The organism is Marinomonas ostreistagni, assembly GCF_016461785.1.
GTDB classification, from domain to species: Bacteria; Pseudomonadota; Gammaproteobacteria; order Pseudomonadales; family Marinomonadaceae; genus Marinomonas; species Marinomonas ostreistagni_A.
This window is the reverse complement of record NZ_JAEMUH010000001.1, coordinates 281,279-307,066: the sequence shown is the minus strand read 5'-3', so window position 1 is coordinate 307,066 and position 25,788 is coordinate 281,279. Positions and strand designations below refer to the sequence as shown.

Annotated in this window: 26 protein-coding genes; 9 read left to right on the top strand and 17 right to left on the bottom strand. The window is 44.7% G+C overall.

Going from position 1 to position 25,788, the window contains the following annotated elements:
* Positions 1 to 76 precede the first annotated feature (76 nt).
* Together JHD44_RS01515 and JHD44_RS01510 are read right to left on the bottom strand one after the other, a co-directional pair.
* Positions 77 to 1,039, bottom strand: a complete 963-nt coding sequence (locus JHD44_RS01515) for a PDR/VanB family oxidoreductase (RefSeq protein WP_325097026.1) — start codon at positions 1,037 to 1,039, stop codon at positions 77 to 79.
* Between the two features lie 82 nt (positions 1,040 to 1,121).
* Positions 1,122 to 1,415 carry a DUF6482 family protein gene (locus JHD44_RS01510; RefSeq protein ID WP_199460379.1) on the bottom strand — a complete coding sequence of 98 codons (294 nt, stop codon included), beginning with the start codon at positions 1,413 to 1,415 and terminating at the stop codon, positions 1,122 to 1,124.
* Between the two features lie 64 nt (positions 1,416 to 1,479).
* Here JHD44_RS01510 and JHD44_RS01505 point away from each other — a divergent pair, with 64 nt between their 5' ends.
* Both JHD44_RS01505 and JHD44_RS01500 read left to right on the top strand, forming a co-directional pair.
* On the top strand, positions 1,480 to 2,160 hold the full coding sequence (locus tag JHD44_RS01505; protein WP_199460377.1) for a hypothetical protein: 681 nt from the start codon (positions 1,480 to 1,482) through the stop codon (positions 2,158 to 2,160).
* A gap of 141 nt (positions 2,161 to 2,301) precedes the next feature.
* The gene (locus tag JHD44_RS01500; protein ID WP_199460375.1) at positions 2,302 to 3,540 is read left to right on the top strand and encodes an outer membrane protein transport protein; all 1,239 of its coding nucleotides are present in this window, start codon (positions 2,302 to 2,304) and stop codon (positions 3,538 to 3,540) included.
* 53 nt (positions 3,541 to 3,593) lie between these two features.
* Here JHD44_RS01500 and tilS read toward each other — a convergent pair whose 3' ends face one another.
* Both tilS and tyrS read right to left on the bottom strand, forming a co-directional pair.
* Positions 3,594 to 4,841, bottom strand: coding sequence for a tRNA lysidine(34) synthetase TilS (tilS, locus tag JHD44_RS01495; protein WP_199460373.1), 1,248 nt, complete (start codon positions 4,839 to 4,841; stop codon positions 3,594 to 3,596).
* Between the two features lie 78 nt (positions 4,842 to 4,919).
* The gene (gene tyrS / locus JHD44_RS01490) at positions 4,920 to 6,224 is read right to left on the bottom strand and encodes a tyrosine--tRNA ligase (RefSeq protein WP_199460371.1); all 1,305 of its coding nucleotides are present in this window, start codon (positions 6,222 to 6,224) and stop codon (positions 4,920 to 4,922) included.
* Positions 6,225 to 6,339: 115 nt separating this feature from the next.
* Here tyrS and JHD44_RS01485 point away from each other — a divergent pair, with 115 nt between their 5' ends.
* Positions 6,340 to 7,653 carry a peptidoglycan DD-metalloendopeptidase family protein gene (locus JHD44_RS01485; protein ID WP_199460369.1) on the top strand — a complete coding sequence of 438 codons (1,314 nt, stop codon included), beginning with the start codon at positions 6,340 to 6,342 and terminating at the stop codon, positions 7,651 to 7,653.
* 51 nt (positions 7,654 to 7,704) lie between these two features.
* On the opposite strand, the gene trxA is transcribed toward JHD44_RS01485, so the two are convergent.
* The 6 genes from trxA to lptM all read right to left on the bottom strand — a co-directional run bounded on the left by trxA (position 7,705) and on the right by lptM (position 11,763).
* Positions 7,705 to 8,031, bottom strand: coding sequence for a thioredoxin TrxA (gene trxA, locus JHD44_RS01480; protein WP_199460367.1), 327 nt, complete (start codon positions 8,029 to 8,031; stop codon positions 7,705 to 7,707).
* Between the two features lie 98 nt (positions 8,032 to 8,129).
* The gene (locus JHD44_RS01475; RefSeq protein WP_199460365.1) at positions 8,130 to 8,843 is read right to left on the bottom strand and encodes an HAD family hydrolase; all 714 of its coding nucleotides are present in this window, start codon (positions 8,841 to 8,843) and stop codon (positions 8,130 to 8,132) included.
* A complete protein-coding gene (locus JHD44_RS01470) occupies positions 8,840 to 9,508 on the bottom strand; it encodes a DUF484 family protein (protein ID WP_199460363.1) in 669 nt (222 codons plus the stop codon). The genes JHD44_RS01475 and JHD44_RS01470 overlap by 4 nt, the downstream gene beginning before the upstream one ends.
* An 11-nt stretch (positions 9,509 to 9,519) precedes the next feature.
* Positions 9,520 to 10,350, bottom strand: coding sequence for a diaminopimelate epimerase (dapF, locus tag JHD44_RS01465; protein WP_199460361.1), 831 nt, complete (start codon positions 10,348 to 10,350; stop codon positions 9,520 to 9,522).
* 10 nt (positions 10,351 to 10,360) lie between these two features.
* Positions 10,361 to 11,614: a diaminopimelate decarboxylase gene (lysA, locus tag JHD44_RS01460; RefSeq protein ID WP_199460359.1), complete on the bottom strand. Its 1,254-nt coding sequence runs from the start codon at positions 11,612 to 11,614 to the stop codon at positions 10,361 to 10,363.
* An 11-nt stretch (positions 11,615 to 11,625) separates the two neighbouring features.
* Positions 11,626 to 11,763: an LPS translocon maturation chaperone LptM gene (lptM, locus tag JHD44_RS01455; RefSeq protein ID WP_199460357.1), complete on the bottom strand. Its 138-nt coding sequence runs from the start codon at positions 11,761 to 11,763 to the stop codon at positions 11,626 to 11,628.
* A 180-nt stretch (positions 11,764 to 11,943) separates the two neighbouring features.
* Here lptM and JHD44_RS01450 point away from each other — a divergent pair, with 180 nt between their 5' ends.
* Positions 11,944 to 12,756, top strand: coding sequence for a hypothetical protein (locus JHD44_RS01450; protein ID WP_199460355.1), 813 nt, complete (start codon positions 11,944 to 11,946; stop codon positions 12,754 to 12,756).
* Between the two features lie 65 nt (positions 12,757 to 12,821).
* Here JHD44_RS01450 and argH read toward each other — a convergent pair whose 3' ends face one another.
* The gene (argH, locus tag JHD44_RS01445; protein WP_199460353.1) at positions 12,822 to 14,228 is read right to left on the bottom strand and encodes an argininosuccinate lyase; all 1,407 of its coding nucleotides are present in this window, start codon (positions 14,226 to 14,228) and stop codon (positions 12,822 to 12,824) included.
* 156 nt (positions 14,229 to 14,384) lie between these two features.
* Between argH and hemC the strand changes: the two genes are divergently transcribed.
* Genes hemC through JHD44_RS01425 form a run of 4 tightly spaced genes read left to right on the top strand, consistent with a single transcriptional unit; the run spans position 14,385 to position 18,568 of the window.
* A complete protein-coding gene (gene hemC / locus JHD44_RS01440) occupies positions 14,385 to 15,311 on the top strand; it encodes a hydroxymethylbilane synthase (RefSeq protein ID WP_199460351.1) in 927 nt (308 codons plus the stop codon).
* Between the two features lie 29 nt (positions 15,312 to 15,340).
* Positions 15,341 to 16,105: a uroporphyrinogen-III synthase gene (locus tag JHD44_RS01435; RefSeq protein WP_199460349.1), complete on the top strand. Its 765-nt coding sequence runs from the start codon at positions 15,341 to 15,343 to the stop codon at positions 16,103 to 16,105.
* Entirely contained in the window at positions 16,095 to 17,336 is a 1,242-nt protein-coding gene (locus JHD44_RS01430; RefSeq protein ID WP_199460347.1) for a uroporphyrinogen-III C-methyltransferase, read from the top strand. The genes JHD44_RS01435 and JHD44_RS01430 overlap by 11 nt, the downstream gene beginning before the upstream one ends.
* A complete protein-coding gene (locus JHD44_RS01425) occupies positions 17,333 to 18,568 on the top strand; it encodes a heme biosynthesis HemY N-terminal domain-containing protein (RefSeq protein ID WP_199460345.1) in 1,236 nt (411 codons plus the stop codon). Before JHD44_RS01430 ends, JHD44_RS01425 begins: the two co-directional genes overlap by 4 nt.
* Positions 18,569 to 18,644: 76 nt before the next feature.
* On the opposite strand, the gene JHD44_RS01420 is transcribed toward JHD44_RS01425, so the two are convergent.
* The 3 genes from JHD44_RS01420 to JHD44_RS01410 all read right to left on the bottom strand — a co-directional run bounded on the left by JHD44_RS01420 (position 18,645) and on the right by JHD44_RS01410 (position 21,461).
* Entirely contained in the window at positions 18,645 to 20,192 is a 1,548-nt protein-coding gene (locus tag JHD44_RS01420; RefSeq protein WP_199460343.1) for a methyl-accepting chemotaxis protein, read from the bottom strand.
* A 133-nt stretch (positions 20,193 to 20,325) separates the two neighbouring features.
* A complete protein-coding gene (locus JHD44_RS01415) occupies positions 20,326 to 21,240 on the bottom strand; it encodes a hypothetical protein (protein ID WP_199460341.1) in 915 nt (304 codons plus the stop codon).
* A 26-nt stretch (positions 21,241 to 21,266) separates the two neighbouring features.
* The gene (locus JHD44_RS01410; protein ID WP_199460339.1) at positions 21,267 to 21,461 is read right to left on the bottom strand and encodes a hypothetical protein; all 195 of its coding nucleotides are present in this window, start codon (positions 21,459 to 21,461) and stop codon (positions 21,267 to 21,269) included.
* Positions 21,462 to 21,550: 89 nt separating this feature from the next.
* On the opposite strand from JHD44_RS01410, the gene yaaA reads away from it, so the two are divergent.
* Entirely contained in the window at positions 21,551 to 22,324 is a 774-nt protein-coding gene (yaaA, locus tag JHD44_RS01405) for a peroxide stress protein YaaA (protein WP_199460337.1), read from the top strand.
* A 2-nt stretch (positions 22,325 to 22,326) separates the two neighbouring features.
* Here the strand turns inward: yaaA and prmC are convergent, their stop codons facing one another.
* From prmC to hemA, 3 genes are read right to left on the bottom strand one after another with little or no spacing between them, the layout of a single operon-like run.
* Positions 22,327 to 23,166: a peptide chain release factor N(5)-glutamine methyltransferase gene (gene prmC, locus JHD44_RS01400; protein ID WP_199460335.1), complete on the bottom strand. Its 840-nt coding sequence runs from the start codon at positions 23,164 to 23,166 to the stop codon at positions 22,327 to 22,329.
* A 34-nt stretch (positions 23,167 to 23,200) separates the two neighbouring features.
* A complete protein-coding gene (gene prfA / locus JHD44_RS01395) occupies positions 23,201 to 24,289 on the bottom strand; it encodes a peptide chain release factor 1 (protein ID WP_199460333.1) in 1,089 nt (362 codons plus the stop codon).
* Position 24,290: 1 nt separating this feature from the next.
* Positions 24,291 to 25,559 carry a glutamyl-tRNA reductase gene (gene hemA / locus JHD44_RS01390; protein ID WP_199460331.1) on the bottom strand — a complete coding sequence of 423 codons (1,269 nt, stop codon included), beginning with the start codon at positions 25,557 to 25,559 and terminating at the stop codon, positions 24,291 to 24,293.
* Positions 25,560 to 25,788 lie beyond the last annotated feature (229 nt).

Below are 25,788 nucleotides of genomic sequence, written 5' to 3'. Positions count from 1 at the left end.
CTCAACGTAAAAGCTCAGAAGATTTGCCTCTTTTGTAATCAAAAAACGTAACGTCCCATTCATTTGAGAGCGTATTCTATAGATCAAGAACAAGGCAATCACTGCGAGATCCGGAGCAACATGGCATTATCAGACTATTTCGAGCATGTTCTTGAGGAGATAAAAACGTATCTCTATGGTCAGGAACACCATCAATCACTCGAGTCATACATGTGCCGCACCAGCCTTCTTCACAGGATATTGGGATATCAATTCCATTCATCTCCAATGCTTCTGTAATACTAACACCCGGCGGTACATCAATCATCTGCCCAGAGCTAGCAATCTTCACCTGAAACATCTCACGCGGCACCTGATCCATTAATGGTGATTTTGTCCCCGTGAAGAACTCTCTGTGCAATTTCTCTTCTGGCCAGCCCATCACTTTTGCGCAATTCATTACTTCTTCTATATATTGACTAGGTCCACATATATACAAGTCCGGATGGCTAGTAAAACCCCTTAATAGAGATTCAATATCTAACCGTGAATTTGAATTACTAAAATGCCAGTGCACTTTATCGGCAAAAACAGATGTCTTAAGTTGATCATAGAATGCAGCAGACGCTGGCGACTTCGCAGAATAATGCAGAGCAAAATCTACGCCCGTTTTAGATAGCATCTGTGCCATCGGTATCAGTGGTGTAATACCAATTCCAGCACCTAGCAAGATAGCCGTTTTTCGCGGATTCTTAAGTAGGAAGTGATTTTGAGGGTAGCTAGCCTGAAGACGGTCTCCCACTTGCATTTTATGCAGTAATTCAGACCCTCCTCTCGAATGAGGGTCTTTCAATACGGCTATTTCGTATGACATACCCGTTGTAGGCAAGCGACATAACGAGTATTGCCGCAATAAACCATTCGGCAACTTTAGCTCAATATGAGCACCCGCTTGGTAAAGCGGCAAAGCGCTACCATCATGTGAAACGAGCTCTATAAGAACAATACTACTGGTTTCTTTTACGATACGGCTAATGTCTAAATCCAGTACTGCTTTCACAATCTAACCCTACTGTTTGTTAATCAACACTGAAACTATAGACAATAGTGACCTACATAAATAGCCAAACAAAAAAGATCGTTTATTTAAATGGATTACCAATTGGTACTTCTAAAATATTTCCCTCACCTATTGGCTGACCAACCATCTCGTCATAAGCACTTTGATGGCATAGAACCATACTACCTACGCTTTTATCACTAAAAAGGTGCTGTAGATCTAGTTTATTATGGCTGGTTAAAAACCCTCCTTTGACATCTTGAATATAGTGCTCCTCCCCTGAAATAATAATAGACAATTGATATAAGTTTGATTCAAGCGAGTGAATGCAAACTTTTTCCACAGAAGTAATTTTCGCTAGCTCAGTTAAAGTCATTTCGATACTCTCCACTTATAACCATAGAAGATATACGCAATGCTTATTACATTGGATGAAACAAATGACTCTAGATCTTTTCCGTATTTTGGATCAAAAAACGTCATATCAAGACGCTCTTGCAAAGGTTAAAAAGCGCTTAGAGGGCTCAAGTGGTCGCTATATTATTGGAATCGCTGGCCTGCCTGGATCAGGCAAATCGACTTTAGCGAACTACATTGAATTTAAGCTAAATAGGGCATACCCAAAACAAGTGGTCAGTGTCAGCATGGACGGGTTTCATTTTAGTAAAGCGCAATTACATTCATTCCCAGACTCTAAGGCAGCCTTTGACCGACGTGGGGCCCCTTGGACCTTCGATAGTGAACGCTTCCATCAACATCTAAACGCATTCAAATCCCACTCTCACCAAACGCTAACATGGCCGAGTTTTGATCATACTCAGGGTGACCCTATAGAAGACAGCATCATTATACCTTCCGAGACTAAATTACTTATCGTTGAGGGGCTTTATATTCTTCATGCACAACATGGATTCGAACAAGCACAGCAATACTTAGATGAAAAATGGTATATAGACATTCCTATTGATATGGCTATGACACAGTTAATGGAGCGCCATCAAAAAGTATGGGGAATATCTTCAGAAGAAGCAAAACAGCGAATAGCCAAGAATGATGCTTTAAATGCTCAGATTGTTGAACAAACGAAATCCCATGCAGATTACTTTTTGTCGATAATGTGATCGAATTTGCCACCAATATCGCAACAAAATTACATGGAATACATTTTTAGATAAGACTAAGGTCTATAGACAATTGTTCACTGTGACCTAAAGTGCTTAGGTTCATGGCCATCCCAATAATAAGAAATAGGAAACAACTGTATGAACGCGTCATTCCCTTTTAAGCGCACGTTGTTAGCGTCCGCGCTTGCATTTTCTGCCCTAAATATTCATGCGGCAGGGTTTCAGCTTAATGCTCAATCCGCTACAGGTTTAGGGCGAGCATACGCAGGAGATGCAGCAATTGGCGACAATGCCTCTGTCATAGCTAGAAACCCAGCAGCGATGTCTTTATTTGACCGGCCCGCACTTTCCCTTGGGGTCGAAACCATTACTACAGACATTGAAGTAAAAGACGGTACTTACACCAATAATTTGACCGCCAGCAGTGCAGATGCAAACTCTGACAGTATTGGTGATACGTCTGTTGTGCCAAATTTGTATTATATCCATCCGGTTAACGATAAATTCGCTTGGGGTATCAACGCGTATTCAAACTACGGCACTAAAACAAAGTTTGAAGAAGAATATGCTGGTTATGAATACGGTGGTAAAACGGATGTAGTCAGCGCCAATTTTGGTATTGTCGGATCCTATAAAGCCACTGAGCAACTGTCTTTAGGTGCTGGTGTTGATGCAGTCTATGGCAAAGGAACATTTGTTCGTCCCGCAAACCCTGTTGTTTCAGGGCTTTACGGCGTCGACAATCTATTAGAAATAGAAGCTGATGGCTGGGGGTTTGGTTATAACCTAGGTCTACTTTTTGAAGTGGATGATAACAACAGGTTTGGCTTTGACTATCACTTTAGCCCAGACATTGAAGCCGACGGGGAAGTTTATCGATTTGGCGCCACGGCAACAAAACAGTCTGACACTGTAATCATGCCACTCCCAGATATTGCTGAATTTTCTGGCTTCCACCGCCTTGCCCCGGAGTATGCAGTTCATTACAGCATTCAGTTTATTCGATGGTCAGAGTTTAAAACATTAGAAGCTCAAAATGCTGGGACCATTAATACTTACAACTGGCAAGATGCTTGGCACTACTCAATTGGTGGTACGTATTATATGAATGATGCTTGGGAGCTAAGAGCAGGTTATATGTACGATACCAGCGCACAAGACCAAAAGCGCTCAATCTCAGTACCTGACTCTGATCGTCAGTGGCTTTCAGCAGGGGTGACTTACAAGCCAGATGAAATGAGCAGTATAGACTTTGGGGCCACTTATTTACTTGGTCAAGACGTTGATGTAGCTGAAAGCAATGCGGTATCTAGTATTACTGGTACGACTCACGCAGATGCACTTTTGCTTGGCCTACAATACAGCCGCTCGTTCTAATATCATTATGAGAGCGCTAGATAACCAAATGCCCAGCAAATTGCTGGGCATTTTTATGATTGGCTAGGCCATAACAACTGCCCATTTGGCTCCCACTTCACATTCCCTTGCCAGTTGGGTGCTTGCCATAAATCAGCGATCGCCACGAGTTCATCATCAACATAAATATAGGGAATCTGCTCGCGCCACCAATTTGGTATATTTTTATCTTGTAACCATTTCTTTAACGGTCGTGTCTTACCATTTTTTAAATGTAGCGACACATTATCAGGGCGGGGTTTAATCACTGCCTCTTGATCGCAGTAGACTCGATCAAATGCTCGAATCAGCCATTGTCCTGCCGCTATGTTTTGCTCAACAACAGGCAAAGCTTTTGGCAGCACATGCAGTACATTTTTGTAACGTACAATACGATGCCTGCGGTGCAGAAACTCAGGCTGGTTCTGATGATGACTATAAAACATTTCCACCAGAGCCATTTGTTGTTGCTGAGTAATCGAAATACCTCGATCACTCAAATACGACGCCAGCCAAAATCCCCTTTCCTGCTCTGGTAGCATGTTTAATTTCAAGCCATTATCTTGATCAACAAAGCGCTCTAGCGCCTCCCCCAAAAGCCGATTAATCACCCGCCCTTCCGCTTGCATTCGATCCACACTTTGGGCGATATGTTTGGCGATATTTGGTTGCCCCTCTTGCCAAGGTGCCAGCACTTTGTGACGTAAAAAGTTGCGGCGATAACGCGTATCATCATTAGACTCATCTTCCACCCAGGAAAGCTGTTGTTTAGCCGCATACTCTTCAATGTCAACACGAGGCGTTTTTAGTAATGGCCGATAAACGTTAGCCACGCCAAGGGAGCGCTCTTCGGGAATCCCCTGTATACCACGCCAACCACAACCACGTTCTAGACGAAACAAAATGGTCTCAGCTTGGTCGTTTGCATGATGGGCCTGAAGTAAGACATCGCCTTCCCGTAAAACCTTGTCAAACGCACGATAACGCTCTTTGCGCGCTTGCTCTTCAATAGACCCCTTACCCTCTAAAGTGACTCTTTCAAAACAAAAATCCACTTCGAGGTTTGAGCACAGTGTCTTGCAGAACTTCAGCCAAGTGTCAGCGTTTTCGCTCAAACCATGATGGACATGAATCGCCGCCACACGGTCACGAAGCTCTGATGGAGCATCCTTGACTAAGAGGTGCAACAAAACAACAGAGTCCACACCACCACTCAAAGCAAGCCAAATCTTGCCTTGCTCACCGAGCAATGTTTGGAGTCTCAGCCAGTCAATAGTGATCATTCTCTCCATCTCTTAAATCATGCTATGACACAAACAGAAAAGGCGCCGAAGCGCCTTTAGAAGAATAAACCGAATGGTTTACAGAGCAAACAAGTGGTGTTTTTTCTTACCTAGCTTCACTAGGAAATACTTACCGTAGTAACCATTCTCTGCTTTAAAAATCTCTGCTGCCGCCATGTTATCTTCCATGCCTTTCGCAACGCCGTTTACAAAGACAGAGTTACGCTGCAGAGCATCTTTTACTTGCTTACCACTTGCAGCAAGGCCCGCGTCTGCTAGCAGTGAAGTCAATGGTGTTTCAGCAAGGTTGATGCCTTCTAGTGAGCTGCTTGGTAGACCATCCAATTGGATCTGCTCAAGGTCTTGCTCACTTAGTTTGTCGGTTTCGCCGCTGAACAACGCTTGCGTGATGCGTTCTGCTGCCGCTAGACCTTCTTCACCGTGCACTAGACGCGTTGCTTCACGAGCAAGAATAGCTTGCGCTTGTGGCTTACCACCGTTTTCTTGGTCAGCTTTTTCAATCGCTTCAATTTCTTCGATAGACAAGAATGTGAAGTACTTCAGGAACTTGTATACGTCAGCGTCTGCTGTACCCAACCAGAATTGATAGAAAGAGTACTGGCTGGTTTTCTTAGGATCCAACCATACAGCACCGGATTCTGTTTTACCGAACTTAGTACCGTCAGATTTAGTAACAAGTGGAACCGTTAGACCAAACACTTGTGCTTGGTTCTGACGACGAGAAAGATCGATACCGCCAACAATATTCCCCCATTGATCGCTACCACCAACCTGAAGTGTACAGTCGTATTGGCGGTTTAGCTCCGCAAAGTCCATACCTTGTAGCAAGGCGTATGAGAACTCAGTGAATGAGATACCAGAACCTTCACGGTTTAGGCGCTGCTGCACAGACTCTTTGTTAATCATGGCATTGACTGAGAAGTGCTTACCGATTTCACGCAGGAACTCAATCACATTCATGTTGCCAGTCCAGTCTAGGTTGTTCACCACGCGTGCAGGATTATCAACACCTTCAAACGAGATAAACTGGCTGACTTGTCCTTTGATCTTGTCAGCCCAACTCGCTACCACGTCAGACGTATTCAATGAACGTTCTGCTGCTTTGAAGCTTGGATCACCGATCATACCCGTTGCACCACCCACTAGAGCGATTGGGTTATGACCAGCATCTTGGCAACGCTTAAGCACTAATAACGGTACAAGGTGACCTAAGTGTAGGCTATCTGCGGTTGGATCAAAGCCACAATACAAAGTACGACGACCGGATGACAAGTGAGCACGAAGCTCCTCTTCTGCTGTCATTTGAGCGATAAGCCCACGAGCCTGTAAGTCCGCTAATAGGTCGGTGTTTTGCTGTGTCATTTTACGATCCAAATCCTAATTGAGTTAAAATTAATTGGCGTTCAATTATAGCCACTTAGTTGGTAGGATTATATGACTTTATGTTGAAATTTAAGCCTTTATATTGGACAAAACCTTGCTTACTAAAAGCCTATTAACCGTTTCCGTTTCATTACTCGTAGCAGGCACAGCTACTTTATTTTGGGCATTGACGCCTACCTCAAACGAAACTCAAGAAACCACCATTCAATCGCGACAGTCAGCAGGCCCAGTTCCTCAAAAGGCAAACTTAACATCCCCCCTTGATCAACAAAAAAAGGCACAAACACTTCAAGCCACCACTATCATTTTAAAAGCAGGGGATTCTTTGTCTAGAACTCTTAATCGGCTGGGTATTTCAGACCGTCAAATAGCAGAGTTGCTTGAAGCTGATCAGGCAAATGTACTAACAACATTACAGCCTGGCCAGAAATTGATGGTTCAAAGATGGATGCCAAATCAGCGCCTGGAAAGTCTGACTCTGTCCCCCAATAAAGAAAAAGCGTACATATTTCAGCATAACTCAGAGCAAGGTAACTTTTCCTATCGTGAGCAACTCTCTCCAGTGGAAAAAAAACTTCGCTATCAAGAGGTAGAAATCAGTAGTTCACTTTTTCTAGACGGCACAAGATCTGGCCTCAGTGATAAAACACTATTAGAGCTAACTAATATATTCCGCTGGGATATTGATTTCGCCTTAGACCTTCGCCAAGGAGATCGCTTCGCCATGCTACTGGAAGAACGTTACATTAACGGTGAATTATTAGACTCAGGAGAAATCATCGCAGCGCAGTTTATTAATAATGGCAGGGTCTTTGAAGCTATCCGATATCAACTTAATAGCGGAACGGACTATTTTACTCGGGATGGCTTGTCTCTTAGGAAAGCGTTCATTCGCTCCCCTGTTGAGTTTACCCACGTTTCATCTAAGTTTAACCCAAACCGATTACACCCTATTTTTAAAACCACACGCCCTCATCAAGGCGTAGATTACGCAGCTCCAGAAGGAACCCCAGTGTACAGTTCTGGTGACGGCATTATTTCTTTTGTAGGAAACATGAAAGGTTATGGCAATACCATCATTATTGATCATGGCAAAGGATTTAGCACCCTGTATGCGCATCTTAGTGAATTTAGTGATGGATTAATTGCTGGGCAAGAAATTAGACAAGGTTCAGAAATCGCTAAAGTCGGCCAAACCGGATGGGCGACAGGCCCACACCTTCATTACGAATTCCGCATTCAAGGGCAACACAAAAATCCTGAAACCGTCGACATTCCTTATGACAGTCCAATGAATAAAGATGAATTAGTGAATTTCTTACCTTATGCTGAGCAAATCATGGCACGTCTGCAACGATCACAGTCCAGTGATTTTTCACAATATCTTAGCCAACTTTCTAGAAGGTAAAACGAAAAAAGGCTGCGTAAGCAGCCTTTTAGAAAACGTATTAGCGAGCGATTATAGCGCGCCTTCAACGAACTCAATTAGTTGAGATTTTGAAACAGCGCCCACTTTCGTTGCTGCCACTTCACCGCCTTTGATAACTAGCAGTGTTGGGATACCACGAACGTTGTACTTAGGTGCAGTTTCTGTGTTGTCGTCAACATTGACCTTAACAACTTTAACACGACCAGCGTATTCATCAGCAACGTCTTCTAAAACTGGGGCAATCATTTTACAAGGACCACACCATGGTGCCCAGAAGTCAACAATAACAGGAAGATCCGCTTTCAAAACTTCTTCTTCGAATTGAGCATCCGTTACGTTAAAAATATTTTCGCTCATTGCAAATTCCTTAAATCGGTTAGTGATTAATGAGGCTAGTGTAACACTATTAAAGCTCAGGCAAAATCAGATTACTTAACTGCACTGATAGCAAATCGCTATAAGTTCATATTCTCAATTAAGGTCACCAGTTCGGACAATGAGTGAACCTCAAACTCAGGCGTTACACGCCACTCATCTCGCCAGCGTCTTGCTCCATGACGATTAAACCAGACTGCTCGAGCGCCAGCATTAATGGCGCCTTGCACATCGTCAATCGGGTGATCACCAACATGGATAATTCGTTCCATAGGTGTGTTTGAACGTTCCGCTAATCGCTCAAAAATCTCAGCATCAGGTTTTGCGATCCCTTCTTTGTCCGCACGGATCACAGTGCCAAAGTATTGCGCTAAATCGATGTGTGGATGAAAGACATCAGCATTACCATTGGTCAAAGCTGCTAATGAAAAACGATTAGATAAGGACATTAAAGCACTTAACGCATCAGGGTATAAATCTACCCGCTGACGCCAATCATAAAAGACATTAAACGCCTGAGTTGCTCGCTGCTCTGCTTCTTCTCGAGGTAATCCATAACGCTGTAAAGCAGTGCGATACTGGGCTAAACGAACCTTAGTAACATCGTGCTTAATGTCTGGATACAACTCATAGATTTCATGCTTAAGCGGATCCATATTCGGTATAAAAAACTGATCTGCAAAACCAGGAAAGTTGTCTTCAAACCATTTTTCCATGGCATGTTCCGCCCGCACTAAAGTCGGATCCACATCCCATAAGGTGTTATCTAGATCGAAAGAAACGAGAATACTCATGGCAGCAACCTCAATAGCAGCGCACTCAGCAAGTCTGAAAGGTAATCCAAAAACAAAGCGCCTTTCTCTTTGTCAAAATGATTTAGCCTGTTTGACCCAAGAGCAAGCACACCGTGGTAGACCACCTTCCCGCCTTCTAAGAACACTAGCGGCAAAATCGCAGACGACATCACAGCATCGCTTTGACCTTCAAACAGAAACTCAGATTCTGCGACTGACAACACACCACAATAGCAACCAGATTGAACCAACATTTCTTTTAAGATCGGTTCAGCCGCTTCCCAAGAAGCAGTACGTATCGAGGTATCGAGTGCTTGATCAGCAAATAACACCATCGATTGATACTGAATGGAAAAGTCTTCACGCATGACCTCTTCTACAATGCCAGCAAAGTCATCGAGAGATTCACAGCTTAGACATTTCAATATCAAACGTCGGCTCTTTTTCATAATGGCTTCGTTTTCACGAGCGATTGTAACCAAACGCTCAAACTCGCCACGATAATCCGACGTCGATTTACGTAACAAAGCGACTTGTCGCTCTAATAGAGAAATAGCCCCTCCATGAACCGGATGAGGGATTGTTAATGTTTCTAATAACGCTGGGTGGCGTTCAAAAAATCCCGGCGTCTCTTGCAGATACTGAACAACGTCCTCTTCCGTCATGGATACTTCACCTATAGATAAATTTGACCTTCAAAGACCTTTTCCGCAGGACCAGTCATTTGAATAGAATGCCCTGGACCTTGCCAAGCAATACGTAAATCACCGCCAGGCAAGTGCACCAATACCTCTGGTGCTAACCAGCCTTGCTTGATACCAGCTACCACCGCCGCGCAAGCTCCCGTACCGCAAGCTTGAGTTTCGCCCACACCACGTTCATACACTCGCAAATTCACTTCATCTGATGACAGCACTTGCATAAAGCCGACATTGACGTTGTTAGGAAAACGTTCGTGATCCTCAACCAATGGACCAACATGCTCAACCATGGCATCGCTTAATTCTTCTACACGAATCACAGCATGAGGGTTACCAACGGATACTGGGGTCAACTCAAACATGTCGCCCGCAACATCAATGGGGTAAAGGTCCGCAAGTCCGTCCGCGACAAACGGCAGATCCGCCGGTACAAAACTTGGCTCTCCCATATCCACACACACCTGGCCATCGTCTTGTACTCTTAATTGGATTTGGCCACGCTTGGTTTCGACATCAATCACGCGTTTATGCGTCAACTCACGGTCTAACACAAACTTCGCGAAACAGCGTGCACCATTACCACAATGCTCCACTTCTGAACCATCACAGTTATAAATACGATAGCGAAAGTCCATATCTGGGTTGGATGGCGGTTCTACTATCAGCAATTGGTCGAAGCCAATACCGCGATTACGATCGCCAAGGCGCTCAATCTGTGCCTTGTTAAAGTACACTTTACGTGACACCGCATCGACAACGACAAAGTCGTTGCCAAGGCCATGCATCTTAGTAAATTTTAGTAACATCATGATCCCCTTAAGCTGGTAATAGTTGCTCACCAGCTAACTGGTGATCAATATCTTCACGCTCACGGATCAAATAAGTTTTATCTCCATCCACCATCACTTCAGCTGCACGGCCACGACTGTTGTAGTTTGATGCCATGGTAAAACCATAAGCACCGGCTGAACGAACAGCCAACAAATCACCAGGCTGAATATCTAGCTCGCGCTCTTTACCTAGAAAATCACCCGTTTCACAAATTGGTCCGACCAAATCGTATACGCGTTTACCTTCGGGTGTTACTTCAAGGCTAACCGGAACAATATCCATCCAAGCACCGTACAGTGATGGACGAATCATGTCGTTCATCGCACCATCGATAATGGCAAAGTTCTTGTGTGCCGTACATTTTAGAAATTCAACTTTGGTCATCAGCACGCCAGCATTAGCTGCGATAGAACGACCTGGCTCAAACGCCAAAGAAATGTTGCGATCTTTAATTTTTTCTAGGATCAAAGCAGCGTAATCTTTTGGCTCTGGCGGTACTTCATCACGGTAGCGAACACCTAGACCACCACCTAAATCAAGGTGCTTAATTTCGATGCCTTGCTCAGCTAGTTGGTCGATCAATGCAGTCAAACGGTCAAATGTATCCAAGAAAGGTTGCAGCTCAGTTAATTGCGAACCGATATGGCAATCAACGCCCATTACATTCAAGTTTTCAAGTGAATGCGCAACCCCATAGATACGTACCGCATCCTTGATATCAATACCAAACTTGTTGTCTTTTAAGCCAGTGGAAATATATGGGTGCGTTTTGGCGTCCACGTCTGGATTTACACGAAGTGAAACAGGGGCGACTTTGCCCATTTCGCCCGCAACTTTGTTTAGACGGTGAAGTTCCGACTCTGATTCCACGTTGAAGCAATGAATGCCGACTTCTAAGGCACGACGCATCTCATGCTCTTGTTTTGCTACACCAGAGAACATGACTTTAGTTGGGTCGCCACCTGCGCGAAGAACACGTTCTAACTCCCCGATCGAAACGATGTCAAAACCAGAACCAAGACGCGCAAGCACATTCAAGATAGCAATATTTGAACACGCTTTGACAGCATAACAAATCAAAGTTGGGTGAGAAGCAAATGCATCTGCGTAAGCTTTGTAATGACGTTCAAATGTAGCGCGCGAGTAAACATATGTTGGTGTGCCATGTTGAGCTGCAATATCAGCAAGTGAGACACTTTCAGCATGTAGCTGATGACCTGAGTAATTAAAAAAATCCAAGGGGGCATTCCTCAATATTCATTGGAAGAAGTTACTGTTTCAGTCGGTAAGGTTTGATCAGGTAAATACAGAGAACCTTTGTTTCCACAACCAACAAGCACGAGGGTTGTTATAAACATCAAAAACAGCTTAGACACAGTAACGACCATCCATTAAGACAATTTGTTGACAGTATACTGATCCCCTCTGCTAAACACACCCCTACATACTATTTTGCTAGAAAATCTTTACTTTCCCGGTGTGTTTAAAACTCTCCAATTTGCTATAGTTGTGTGTTTGAGAACACGTTGTTTTCAAAGGTGAATTTGACCGACGCTTTGGACCAAATAATGAAACGCCTGCTCAAACCATGGGTATTTGCACTACTCGCTGCTTTAAGCTTGCATGCCGTAGTATTTGTTTGGTTAGAAGATGGGCCTTGGCATCTGGCGCTCCCTAAACTAACGCCCCCACATTATCTTGAAGTTTCTTTGCTAGCATCAGATGCCCCTACGCCGGATGAGCTTTACGTAAACAACGACAAGCAAGCGCCTGCTCCACAAAAGGCCACGGAATCTGACAATCTCTTTCCCAAGTCAGTAGTGGAAAACGTTGAACCTTCGCCTGCACCTGCTAAACAACCAAACAATCAAGCTATATCTACTAGCGGTAGCTCCCAGACAACTAAAGAAATGTCTAGTGAAACTCAGGAAATTTCCATGAAGGACAAACCAATTTCCCTACAAGATATCTATGAAGTAACTGAATCCGAGCTATTTTCTGAGCAAGATTGGAAAACCAACTCTCTTCTCGACATAGGTCCCGTGGAGGCCAGTCGCCCCGCTGTTGATCCTAGCAAAGACGCGTTCTCTCCCAAATTTCGTCAGGCCATTCGCCAAGCTAAACGCGTACAAGAAGAATACTCAAAAGGTATCGTCGAAGAAACAGAGTATCCGATCACAGAAGATGCAGACGGAACTAAATACGTCAATATAAAGGGGCTATGCTGGAAAATGCCTGAACCTGGCAGCATGGACGCATGGCAGATTGTGCTATCGGGGTGTTCGGGACAGAAAGAGGTCTTTCGATTTGAGCTTAATATTACAACCGATATTTTGCGTAGTGATGTGTTTCAAGACTTGCCATTTGGCCCTATTGAATAGCGCTAAACTGGCATAAAAAAGCCCCTAATCATATTAGAGGCTTTTAGACAAATCAGATCAGATGTTTATTTCAAACGATCAGCAAGCTCAGCCTGGGCACGCTCAATCGCTGCTTTTACTTGCGCTGGTGCTGTACCGCCAATGTGGTCACGGGCTGCAACCGAACCTTCAAGCGTTAATACTTCAAACACATCTTGTTCGATCATATCACCAAAGCCCTGCAACTCTTCTAAAGTCATTTCAGACAAGTCACGGCCTTCTTTCACACCAAAACCAACGGCTTTCCCCACGATTTCATGAGCATCTCGGAAAGCAACACCTTTACGTACTAAGTAATCTGCTAAGTCAGTCGCAGTACTGAAACCACGACGCGCCGCTTCGTACATATATTCGCCTCGAGCTTCTATCGCAGGAATCATGTCTGCAAAAGAACGCAGAGAACCGCGCAGCGTATCCACCGTATCAAACAGTGGCTCTTTGTCTTCCTGGTTGTCTTTGTTGTAAGCCAAACATTGAGACTTCATCAGGGTCAGAAGACCCATTAGGTGACCGTATACACGACCTGTTTTACCACGTACTAGTTCTGGCACGTCTGGGTTTTTCTTCTGCGGCATAATCGAAGAGCCAGTACAGAAGCGATCCGGTAAGAAAATGAAATTAAACTGTGCTGAAGCCCACATCACTAGTTCTTCAGCCCAACGAGACAAGTGCATCATAGTGATCGATGCTGCTGATGTGAATTCAATCGCGAAGTCACGGTCACTTACCGAGTCTAGAGAGTTGTATGTTGGACGCTCAAAACCTAGCAAGTCAGCCGTCATATGACGATCGATTGGGTAAGTCGTACCGGCAAGCGCTGCGGCACCAAGAGGCAGGATGTTCACACGCTTACGACAATCAGCTAGACGCTCGTAGTCACGCTGAGCCATTTCGTACCACGCCATCAGGTGATGGCCAAAGGTCACAGGCTGAGCGGTTTGCAGGTGAGTGAAGCCCGGCATGATAGTGTCTGTGTTACGTTCCGCTAGAGACAAGATACCTTGTTGTAGGCGTGTCACTTCTTCTAGCAGGAAGTCGATTTCATCACGCATGTAAAGACGGATATCCGTTGCTACTTGGTCGTTACGTGAACGGCCGGTGTGCAGTTTCTTACCTGTGATACCGATCTTTTGTGTTAGGCGAGCTTCGATGTTCATGTGCACATCTTCTAGCTCAACTGACCATTCAAACTCACCACGAGCGATCTCTTGCTCGATTTCCGTTAGCCCCTGGATGATTTGGTCGCGCTCTTCGTCTGTTAATACACCTACTTTTGCAAGCATTGTTGCGTGTGCAATCGAACCTTGAATATCTTGTTTCGCCATACGCTGGTCAAATTCAACCGATGCGGTAAAACGTGCGACAAACGCATCAACAGGCTCAGAAAAACGGCCACCCCATTGCTGGTTAGTGGTTTTGTTGGTATCAGTCATTTCTTCATTTCCCAGTGTGAGATCAATGTTGCGGCAAGATTACCTGATGACGCGTCCATTATAAAGGGCTCTGGGATGACGCCTACTAGGCAAGGGAGTATGATATAGCGAAATTTTATCGTTATTTTTGTGCTTGATGTCACTCTAGGAGAGAATGTGAGAAAGAAAATCGTCATTGCAACCCGTGAAAGCCAACTGGCCCTTTGGCAAGCCAACAATGTAAAAGCCTCACTGGAAGCGCTCTACCCTGAGATCAGTATTGAACTATTGGGCATGACCACAAAAGGCGATCAAATTCTGGATTCCCCTCTTTCCAAAATTGGCGGTAAAGGCCTGTTTGTCAAAGAACTTGAAAAAGCGCTTCTGGAAGGTGATGCAGACATCGCAGTTCACTCCATGAAAGACGTGCCGATGGAGTTTCCCGAAGGTCTAGGTCTAAGCGTGATTTGCGAACGAGAAGACCCTACGGACGCATTTGTTTCAAACGCTTACCACAGCATTGAAGAGTTACCACAAGGTTCAGTCGTTGGCACATCAAGTCTACGCCGCTCTTGCCAGTTACAAATGCACCGCCCAGATCTAGTGATTAAAAACCTACGCGGCAATGTTAACACGCGTCTTCGTAAGTTAGACGATGGCGAATACGATGCCATCATTCTTGCAACAGCGGGCTTGGTTCGATTAGAAATGGAAGATCGTATTAAAGCCCGTATCAGTGATACCTTCTCACTACCAGCAGGCGGTCAAGGTGCTATGGGCATCGAATGCCGTAGCAATGATGCTGAGCTAATCAAGCTACTTGCTCCTCTACAACATCAAGAAACGACATACTGTGTTGTGGCTGAGCGTGCCGTTAACAAACGTCTAAACGGTGGCTGCCAAGCACCGATCGCCTGCTTTGCTTTGCTAGAAGGTGACGAACTGTTTATCCGCGGTCTGGTTGGTAGCACAGATGGTAAACGTATGGTGCGTGGTGAGGTTCGCGGCAATAAAGCTGACGCAGAAAACTTAGGCATTCAATTAGCTGAGCAATTGCTCACAGATGGCGCCCAAGCTTTGTTGGACGAAGTATACCAACACTAGTTATTGACCAGATTCGGGACACTCTTACCATGCAAGGTGTAAAAGTATTGGTCACACGACCAGAACCTGAAAATGCTTTGACCTGCCAAGCGCTGACTGCGCTTGGCGCTACGCCTATCTCTTTGCCTATGCTAGAGATTCGACCTCTTTCTAGCAATGCGGAACTGTCCGCATTGCGTTCACAACTCTATAACCTCGATCTATATCAATTCGTTATATTCGTTAGCAAAAATGCTGCAAGGCTTGCTGCAGAGCTGATCGACGAATGCTGGCCGATGTTACCGGTAGGCATGCATTGGCTGGGGATTGGGCAGGGGACCACAGAGACACTCAAAGATCTAAACATCCCAGCCTTGAGCAACCCTGGTAATAACACCGAGGCAATGCTTGATTGGCTGAAACCTGCCAAGATGCGCGACCAACGTGTTTTGATTGTTAGAGGTGTCGGCGGTAGACCTGATTTAGCCAAAGGGCTAGAGGAACGTGGCGCCATAGTCGACCACTTAGAACTCTATAAGCGACTTACGCCTGAATATACCGCACAAACTTTTTTATTCTTAGAGCATCCTGACGTAATATGGGCAACAAGTGGTGAGAGCTTGGCTAACCTGACAACCTATGTTGATCAATTTGCCCCTAATTTTAAAAGCACTGCCCTGTTTGTTCCGAGTGAAAGAGTGGCGCAACGAGCAAAGTCCCTTCACTGGAATACGGTAATCTGTGCACATGGTGCTGACGACCAGTGTTTAATCGCAGCGACAAAGCAGCATTTAGGACGAAAACATGACCGATAAAAACGAAAAGGCTTTAACTGATAACATGGAAAACAGTAACGAAGCAGCGTCTACCAATACGAGTCTAGATGATGCTTCCACCACCACTGCAAGTAAACAGACAGAAAAGAATCCCTCATCTGCCCTATCAACTGCTGCATTGATAGTTGGAATCGCCGCTATTGGCCTCAGTGGTTGGCAATATTACCAAACTCATTTTTTAAATAACCATGATGCAACCATCACTGCGACAGAAAACAAAGTGGTTGCCCTTGAGCAGCAACTTAGTCGCATTGACCGTAATGTAGAAAGCAACACTCAACTTACTCGTCGCATCTCAGACATTAACAACACCGTCACAGCGACTCAAGAAGAAGCCAAAGCGCTTCAATCCCAAACAGAACAAGCTTTAATTGATATTTCTAGCAAGATAAACAAATTAAGCAATGCTGATAAAAATGACTGGTTACTGGCCGAAGCAGAATATTTGATTCGCCTCGCCAATCAGCGACTTTTACTTGATAAAGACACTCGCAGTGCAATTTCCTTACTTAGTAATGCCGACACGATTTTAGCGAGCCTCGAAGACCCTCTTATGTTCGCTACTCGTAAAGCGGTTGCACAAGATATTCAAGCCTTAAAATCAGTGACTTCATTTGATATCGAAGGCCGCTACCTGCAACTCTCTGCTTTATACGATCAAGTCGGCACATTACCACAGCGTGAACCATCAAAAGCGTGGTTAGCTCAGCAAGCTAGCAATGAAGCCACTACAGCCCAAGCAAGCAGTTCAGCAATAAAACAGCTACTACAAGAAGCATGGCAGGGCATTAAATCCCTTGTGGTCATCAACTACGATCAAAAGCCAATTAAGCCATTACTACCACCAGCAGAATATCAAGAGCTGGTGACTGGCATTCAGTTGCAACTAGACGTTGCTCAAGTTGCATTGCTAAAAGGTGAACCAGTCATCTATGAAAAGTCTTTGGAGCGTATTGCTAAAGCTGTAAACCAACACTTTGACACCTCGGCTCAATCTACCATTGCTTTCATGACCACATTAACATCGCTGCAGCAAGTGAACCCTAATCCAGATGTACCGATGCCGCGCGCGTCACTACAGGCTATGAAATCCTTAATGCAAAACTGGCAGAGCTCAGATAATGAGCCCACGATGCCTGCTACTCAAGATCAAGAAGGGAAAACCTCTGATGCGGTAGTCACTAGTGCAAAAGAGGATACTTCATTATGAGAAAAGCACTGATTTCAATCATCGTTGTTCTACTCATTGGTGGCACGCTAGGGTTGATCATGAAACAAGATCCCGGCTACGTCATGATTTCTTTTAAAAGCGTGACCATTGAGATGAGCTTATGGATCATGCTTTTGCTGATTATTATCGGCTATATTTCCGTCATGCTGACGACTAAATTTGTTTGGATTCTTCTCCATCCCAACTCTTCAATCTCTAAGATAACTGGGTCCTTGTCTCATAAGAGGGCTTTAAAATCGACAATTAAAGGTATGCTTGAACTGGCTGGTGGTAACTGGGGAAAAGCCGAGAAATTACTCACTACTTCAGCCAATAAAGTGTCGTACCCACTGTTGAATTATATCGGTGCAGCCTACGCTGCCAGTGAGCAAGAAGAGCATGAGCGTTCAAAAGAGTTATTACGTAAAGCTCATCTCACTTCTCCAGACGCAGAGTTTGCTATCAGCTTTGTTCAGAGCCAATTACTTCTTAAACAAGGCCACTACGAAGGTGCTCTTGCCTCTCTCAAGCGACTGCATAATATGAAGCCAAAGCATCGTCAAACTCTAAAGATGTTGGTATCTGTTTATACAAAACTTAAAGATTGGGAAGCTCTGCAAGAGCTGACTCCTGTCTTGAAGAAGCAGGGTATTTTTGATGATTCCAACTTAAGAGAACTGGAAGTAAACGCTTTTCTAGCTCAACTTGAGAAACTACGTTTTCGCCAGAAGATGGGGCAGGACCCTCAAGCCCTGTTAGATGAATTACAGCGAAACTGGAAAAAGCTCGATAATCTTGCCAAAGATGAATCTATGCAAGTGCTTTATGCAACCACCTTAATTGAGTTTGGCGAGGAAGCAAAAGCCGAGTCTTTCATTCGAATTTCTTTAAATGACCAATGGTCTGATGCACTAGCAGGCGTCTATGGTCAACTTACGAATGTATCGTTACAAAAAGCGCTCGCCAATGCTGAAACTTGGATTAGACGACACCCTGAATGTGCAGCGCTTTATTTAGCTGCAGGGCGTATCTGTCAACGTCTACAACTCTGGGGGAAGGCGCGTGACTATTATGAAAAAGCTTTGAAATATGATTCCTCTTCAGAGGCTCTAGTCGAATTAAGCGCTCTACTCGAAGCTATGGGGGATGTAGATATCGCCCAATCTTTGATTATAAAGCGCATTCAACACGATAGCTTATCTGTAAAATCTCTTCCTTTACCAAAGCATTAAATCATTTCTCTGAAACACAAAAGAGGCCATCATGGCCTCTTTTGTGTTTCAGATAGCATTTACTGTTCTTGAGAGATTATTTAAAACGAACCACAAGCTCATGCATATCTGATGCAACTCCCCTAAGTGTCACCATACTCTGCATCGCCTCTTCCGCCTCATCTTTACTTGATGAGGCAAGGTCAGAAATTCGTACTAGCTGCTGATTAATATCTTCAGAAACATGAGCCTGTTCTTCAACCGCTGCCGCCATTTGAGTTGCCATATCGGAAATATTAGCCACTGAGGATACAATCGTCGTTAATGAGTGCTGTGCTTCAGACATCTTTAACAAACCTTGATCAGCACTCTCCTTACCGTCACCAGCCACATTCACTGCTTCTTGAGCACCATTTCTCAAGCGCTCTATTATGGCATGAATTTCTTGCGTGGAGCCCTGAGTTCTTTGCGCTAACTGGCGAACCTCATCCGCAACGACAGCAAAACCTCGACCATGCTCCCCTGCTCTAGCTGCTTCTATGGCAGCATTAAGCGCTAATAAATTTGTTTGCTCCGCTATCTGATCTATCATTACAGCTACTTCGGCAATGCTTTCAGATTGTTTCGACAAGTTACTCACCGAAGCACCGATTTGCTCTACTAAACCCGCTAATGACTGAATAGCTTGTGTGGTTTCTCCAATCGTTTGATTTCCTTGCATCGCCAGCTCTTTCGTCGACTCAGCACTGTCAGCGGTTTCTTGTACATGCTTGGAAACATCAGACACCGTGGTCGTCATTTCTTGCATGGCCGCAGCCACTTCTTGCGTTTCATGCTGTTGACGTTCTATCTTCTCAGTGGCACTTTGCGTAAGCTTTAAGCCATGTTCTGACTTATTAAAAACCGACTTAGACTCTGTTTCGATACGCGTTAAAACGGTATCCAAGTGCATCATCTGACTCTTCACCGCCACTTCTAACTTAGCGAGATCAGCATTGTGATCAGAGTACGTTTTCGCCGCAAGCGGGTGGGAAAATGCATTACTGAGAGATTTCTCAAGACTTCTGCGCATATGGCGCTGCTGACCGATACTGTAGACCACCATAACGACTGATGAAAGCAAAGCCGGAAACTCTGCGTAAGGATTGCTCATAAAAAACATTAGGATGGAAGCAATCCACGCCAAGATAACGCTTGCAGCAACAACTCCCCCCATTGGTACTGATATCGATTTACGGCCAGCGCGTATGTTCGCATAAAGCTTTTCAGCCCTGGCAACCGCTTTTCTATCTGGTGTGGAACGAACCGATTCATAGCCAATAACTTGACCATTCTCGGTCATCGGTGTCACGTAAGCATCCACCCAATAGTAGTCACCGTTCTTACTTCTGTTTTTAACTAACCCCATCCATGGTTTACCAGCCTTTAAATGTGACCACATCACTTCAAAGGCCTGAGGAGGCATATCTGGATGACGTACTAAATTATGTGGTGAGCCTAGTAATTCTGCGTATTCGAAACCACTAATTTCAACAAAAGCATTATTACAATAGGTGATTTTCCCTTTTAAATCTGTAGTAGAAATTAGTCGAACACCATCAGGAACAAGCCTTTCTACATTGGTAACAGGTAGATTCTTTCTCATAATTCCCTCATGCACATCCAAAGGTTTAGTTACCTTAACTTTTGAAACTCACTTTCAAAGCTCTCTTTTTTGTACACTTTCCAATAGAAGCGTAGCCAAAGGTTAGATGTTTTGCATATAAGAGCTGAAATTATTAACGAGAATTTAAGTACTTTGCTAGGCGCCTTGTAATCACAGGCAAGAGGTATGTCGGTACTTGCATCGCCCCAGCAAGAGGCAGAAAAGCAGGCCCTAGTAACATTCCAGCAATAGAATAGGTTAACAACACATTTCGATTGCCCGATGTAATAGCAGCGGTAAGAGATATATCGACCCCTAAGTGCCGGTAACAGAGAAAAGTCACCACAAAGAAGAAGGCGACAAGCCCTACCGCTATCCCCAAAAACATCAATGCTTCACTAATGTTTTGATCCCATAGCAGGCGATAACTTCCAACTAAGCCAAAAGGAAAGGCAAAGACCAATAGAATGGTATACGGCGATATTTTAAGTAGCAGACGCTGTAGCTTCTCTTGCGGCAGGCAACGATGTAACAGATAAGAAATCAGGATAGGACCTGCGATAAATACTAACAACCTAATTCCATAGGTCACAAAGTCCAAACTTCCTGAAGCGTACGGAAAGAAATGTATCGGAATAAACAGAGCCAGTGGCAGCAGCAATGTTGTAGCAATTGTCATCGCCATGGCTTCAAGGGCATCAAAGCCCAACGCGCGAACAATAGCTGGGGTGGCAAACAAAGAGCCTGTCGCCCCCACACCAAGCACTGCCAACGTCAGCTCCTTTGAAGCACCAAGCAACCAACATAGAGCAAAAAATACCGCCATATAAAAAGCACTGTGGAGCAGCGCATACAGCCATATCCCTGTTTGGCATAAACGTTGAATCAGCCGAGACATCGGCATACCCGCCAATGTCAACAACATCAAAGTGAACAATACATAGGGAAGGAATGGAAACAAGCCATTAGATAAATCGGGAAGAAGAAAACCCAACAGTGCGCAGGCAAACATACCCACTAAAGAATGCCTTACCAGAAAAGCCAACACAGCTTCGTCCTTGATCTATTATTATTTTACTTACGAGCGAGCGCGCACTTACGATTTTGTTCAGGTAACTCGGAAAGCTCAAGAGGCCACTGTTTCCTTGCTTCATCAAATGCATTTCGCAGAGCATCTAATTGCTGTTCTGACGTGTTTAGAACATCTGTCTCCTTAGTGCATTCTTCAGAATTCACTAACTTAGGAAACGGAATAATATTGTTCTTCATACACTGTCTCTATCAAGTCGATTAGTGGATATGTCCTTACACTCTATGGATAATCTTATTAAAACGCAATGACATGCCAAGGTAAGATTATGAAATATTTAATATCACCAGCCAAAACACTGGATCTAGATAGCGCTCTACCTACGACTAATAAAACAGAACCAACATTTTTAGATCAAGCACAAACACTTATTGAAACCATTCGCCCATATTCACCAGCGGACATTGCTTCTTTGATGAAACTTAGCGACAAGCTTGCCACTCTTAACGTTGAGCGCTACCAAGCTTGGCAGAAAAGTCATAATTCAGAAAATAGCAGACCGGCCATGTTTACCTTTATGGGAGACGTTTACACCGGGCTCGATGCATATTCTTTAAGTTCTGACCAAATTGACTATGCGCAATCCCACTTGCGTATTCTGAGTGGGCTTTATGGGCTACTTAAACCACTCGATTTGATGCAGCCTTATCGTCTCGAAATGGGCACCAAATTAGCGAACCCTGAGGGCGATAACTTGTATCATTTTTGGAAAGAGACGATTGCACCGGCTTTGAATGCGGAACTTGAAGAAGATGAGTTGTTGGTGAACTTAGCTTCCACAGAGTATTTCAAAGCGGTAGATAAGAAAGCTATCAAGAACACGATTGTCACACCTAACTTTTTAGATGAGAAAAACGGCCAATACAAGGTAATCAGTTTCTACGCGAAGAAAGCACGTGGCTTGATGGTACGCTACTTAATTGAAAGCGGCGCAGAATCCATTGATGACATCAAAGAATTCAACTTGGCAGGCTATCGCTACGACGCGGAGCGCTCTAAGCCTCTAGAGCCTGTTTTCATCCGCCCTGAAAGTGCTCAGTAATCCTATTCAGTCAAGCGGCCTATCGTCACGCGATCGTTGCCACCTAAGTCTTGATAGGTGGCAACGCTCACAAAGCCATGCTCTTTGAGTAACTTTCTGACCGACTCACCTTGATCGTAGCCATGCTCAAACATCAGCCATCCTAAGGAGGAAAGATGGCAAACAGCCTGCTTAATGATATGTCTGATATCGGCTAAGCCATGATCCTCTGCAATCAAAGCGGTTAATGGTTCAAAACGCACATCCCCTTGGGAAAGATGCTCATCCTCAGGATCGATGTAAGGCGGGTTTGAAACAATCAGATCAAATGGCGCTTCATCAACCAATGCAGAGAACCAATCACTTTGTCGAAACGTCGCATTGCTGATCGCATTTCGCTGAGCATTTCGTACAGCCAATTGTACGGCTTCAACTTGATAATCCACACCAATGACTTGAGACGCAGGCCACTCTTTCGCAAGCGCCAAAGCAATCGCACCGGTCCCGGTTCCTAAGTCTACGATTTTACTTGCGCCAGAAGGAATCAATTCAAGTGCCACTTCAACCAAGCGCTCTGTATCAGCACGTGGAATCAAAGTACTTGGAGACGTTTCAAGTGACAAACTCCAGAAGTCTTGTTCACCCAAAATGTAGGCAATTGGCTCACCCTTTTCACGACGCTTTAATAGGCCTTCAAACGCCTGACGAGACGCTTCACTGACCTCTTTTTCAGGCCAAGTAAAAAAGTAAGTGGTGGATACACCCAATGTATGCGCCAACAGCAACTGGGCATCCAGCTGCGCGGTTTCAGATAGGCCAGACAACCGTCCATAAGCCTGTGTTAATAGCGTTTCGATGGTCATGAACGGTGTCTATTATGCAGAAAACAAGAAAAACTTAGTTATCGCCACTTAGTGCTGCAAGCTGCTCAGCTTGGTACTCATTAACAAGTGGGTTGATCAATACATCAAGATCGCCCTGTACAATCTCATCTAGCTTGTACAGAGTTAGGTTGATGCGGTGATCTGTCACACGCCCTTGCGGGTAGTTGTAAGTACGAATACGCTCAGAACGGTCACCACTACCCACCAAAGAGCGGCGTGCTTCAGATTGCTCAGAAGCTGCTTTTTCTTCTTCCGCTGCTTGCAGTCGAGATGCCAATAGCGCCATCGCTTTAGCACGGTTCTTATGCTGCGAACGCTCATCCTGACACTCAACGACCACACCGGTTGGAATGTGCAGAATACGTATTGCGGAATCGGTTTTGTTGACGTGCTGGCCACCGGCGCCCGATGCACGGAACGTATCGATACGAAGATCCGCTTTGTTGATATTCACCGCTTCAACTTCGTCCATTTCTGGAAGAATCGCTACAGTACAAGCAGACGTGTGGATACGGCCTTGAGATTCTGTCGCTGGCACACGCTGAACACGGTGCGCACCAGATTCGAATTTCAATTTAGAGTAAGCACCATCGCCGACGATACGCGCGATAACCTCTTTGTAGCCCCCGTGTTCACCTTCACTGGCGCTGACGATTTCCACTTTCCAACGCTGGGTTTCAGCGTAACGAGAGTACATACGGAATAAATCACCAGAGAAGATAGACGCTTCATCGCCACCCGTACCCGCACGAACTTCTAAGAATACGTTCTTAGAATCATTCGGGTCTTTTGGTAACAATAGCTTTTGCAGGTCAAGCAGCAACGCTTCTTTCTGCTCATTGCCTGCTTTCAGCTCTTCTTGACCCATTTCTTTAATGTCTGGATCAGAATCACTTAGCATCAATTCTGCTTCTTCAATGTTCTCAAGTACTTGCAGGTATTCTTCGAAACACTTAACGACTGGCTCAAGCTCAGCGTATTCTTTACTGTAATTACGGAACAAATCTTGATCCATAATGACATCTGCATCACTTAATAATGCCGCAAGCTCTTCATAGCGCTCAGCTAAGCTTTCTAACTTAAATTTAATCGATTCTTTCATTCTACTGTTCTTTCGTATCGGTTATGCCCAACACTTCAGCCGCGTGCTGTAGCGCTGCTTGGTCTGCTTCTGAACCCGCTTGGCGCAAATACTGTGTTGGGGAATGGATTAACTTATTCATTAACCCATGTGCTAATTTTGCCACCACCTGCTCGGGCGATTGACCGGATTCGAGACTTTTGAGCGCTCGCTCTAGCTCGGACTGCTTAACTTCTTCAGCTTGGGCGCGGTAGCTTACAATTAGATCAGCAACTTTGCGAGACTCTTGTTTACGTTTGAACTCTTCAATGCCCAGTTCGATGATCTTTTCAGCCGCTTCAGCCGCTTCTTGACGAGCACGCACATTCTCTTCAATAACAGAGTGAAGATCATCCACTGTGTAGAGGTAGGCATCTTCCACCTCCTGCACTTCTGGTTCAATATCTCGTGGAACAGCAATGTCCACCAATAGCATTGGCTTGTGACGTCGCTTGTGCGTGGCACGCTCAACCATTCCTTTACCAATAATCGGTAACTGACTGGCTGTGGATGAAATAACAATATCCGCCTCATGCAAATAATCCGTTATATCACCTAATAAGATTGCCTCTGCCCCCAACTCGTTCGCCAATATCTGCGCTCGCTCTAACGTTCGGTTCGCGACAATAATACGCTTAATGCCTGCTTCTTTTAGATGCCTTGCCACCAGCTCGATAGTTTGCCCAGCACCAATTAACAATGCGGTACTGCGTTTAACATCAGCGAAAATTCGCTGCGCCAAACTAACGGCCGCAAAAGCAATCGAAACAGGGTTTTCACCAATGGCAGTATCAGTACGAACCTTCTTAGCGACTGAGAAAGTTTGCTGGAACAAGCTTTGAAGCTCAGAACCAATACACTTCCCTTCTTGAGATACAGCATAAGCCGATTTCACTTGACCCAAAATCTGAGGTTCACCAAGTATTAAAGAATCTAAGCCCGCAGCGACTCTCATGACATGTCGAACACTCTCGTCACCTTTATGGGCATAACAAAAGCGTTCAAGCTCTTCTGCAGATACTTGATGATACTCTCCAAGCCATTGAATAATGTGCTTTTCACCCACCTCTTCAGCAACAGCACAGTACAACTCGGTGCGGTTGCAAGTCGAGACGATAACGGCCTCAGACGCTTTAGCGCCAGACACAAGTGAATTAAGCGCCTCAACCATTTTCTCAGGAGCGAACGAAATTTTTTCTCGAATAGATACTGGTGCAGTTTTGTGGTTTACGCCCACAGCAATTAGCGGCATTCAGGAACTCTTCTCACGACTTGAGATCGAACAGTTAGTTTCAGAAACACATCTGCTTGGCAGATACAGCATTAAATGCCCCTATTATAAGTGGAATTTTTAGCTCTTCGCACCCCACTAAATCAATAAATCTACTGTTTCCTTACAGTCAACCATGGTTTATGAGGCTGACAAGACGGTAAACACAAGGCTAACATAGTAGGTGGGACATACATTTACCCACTCTAGG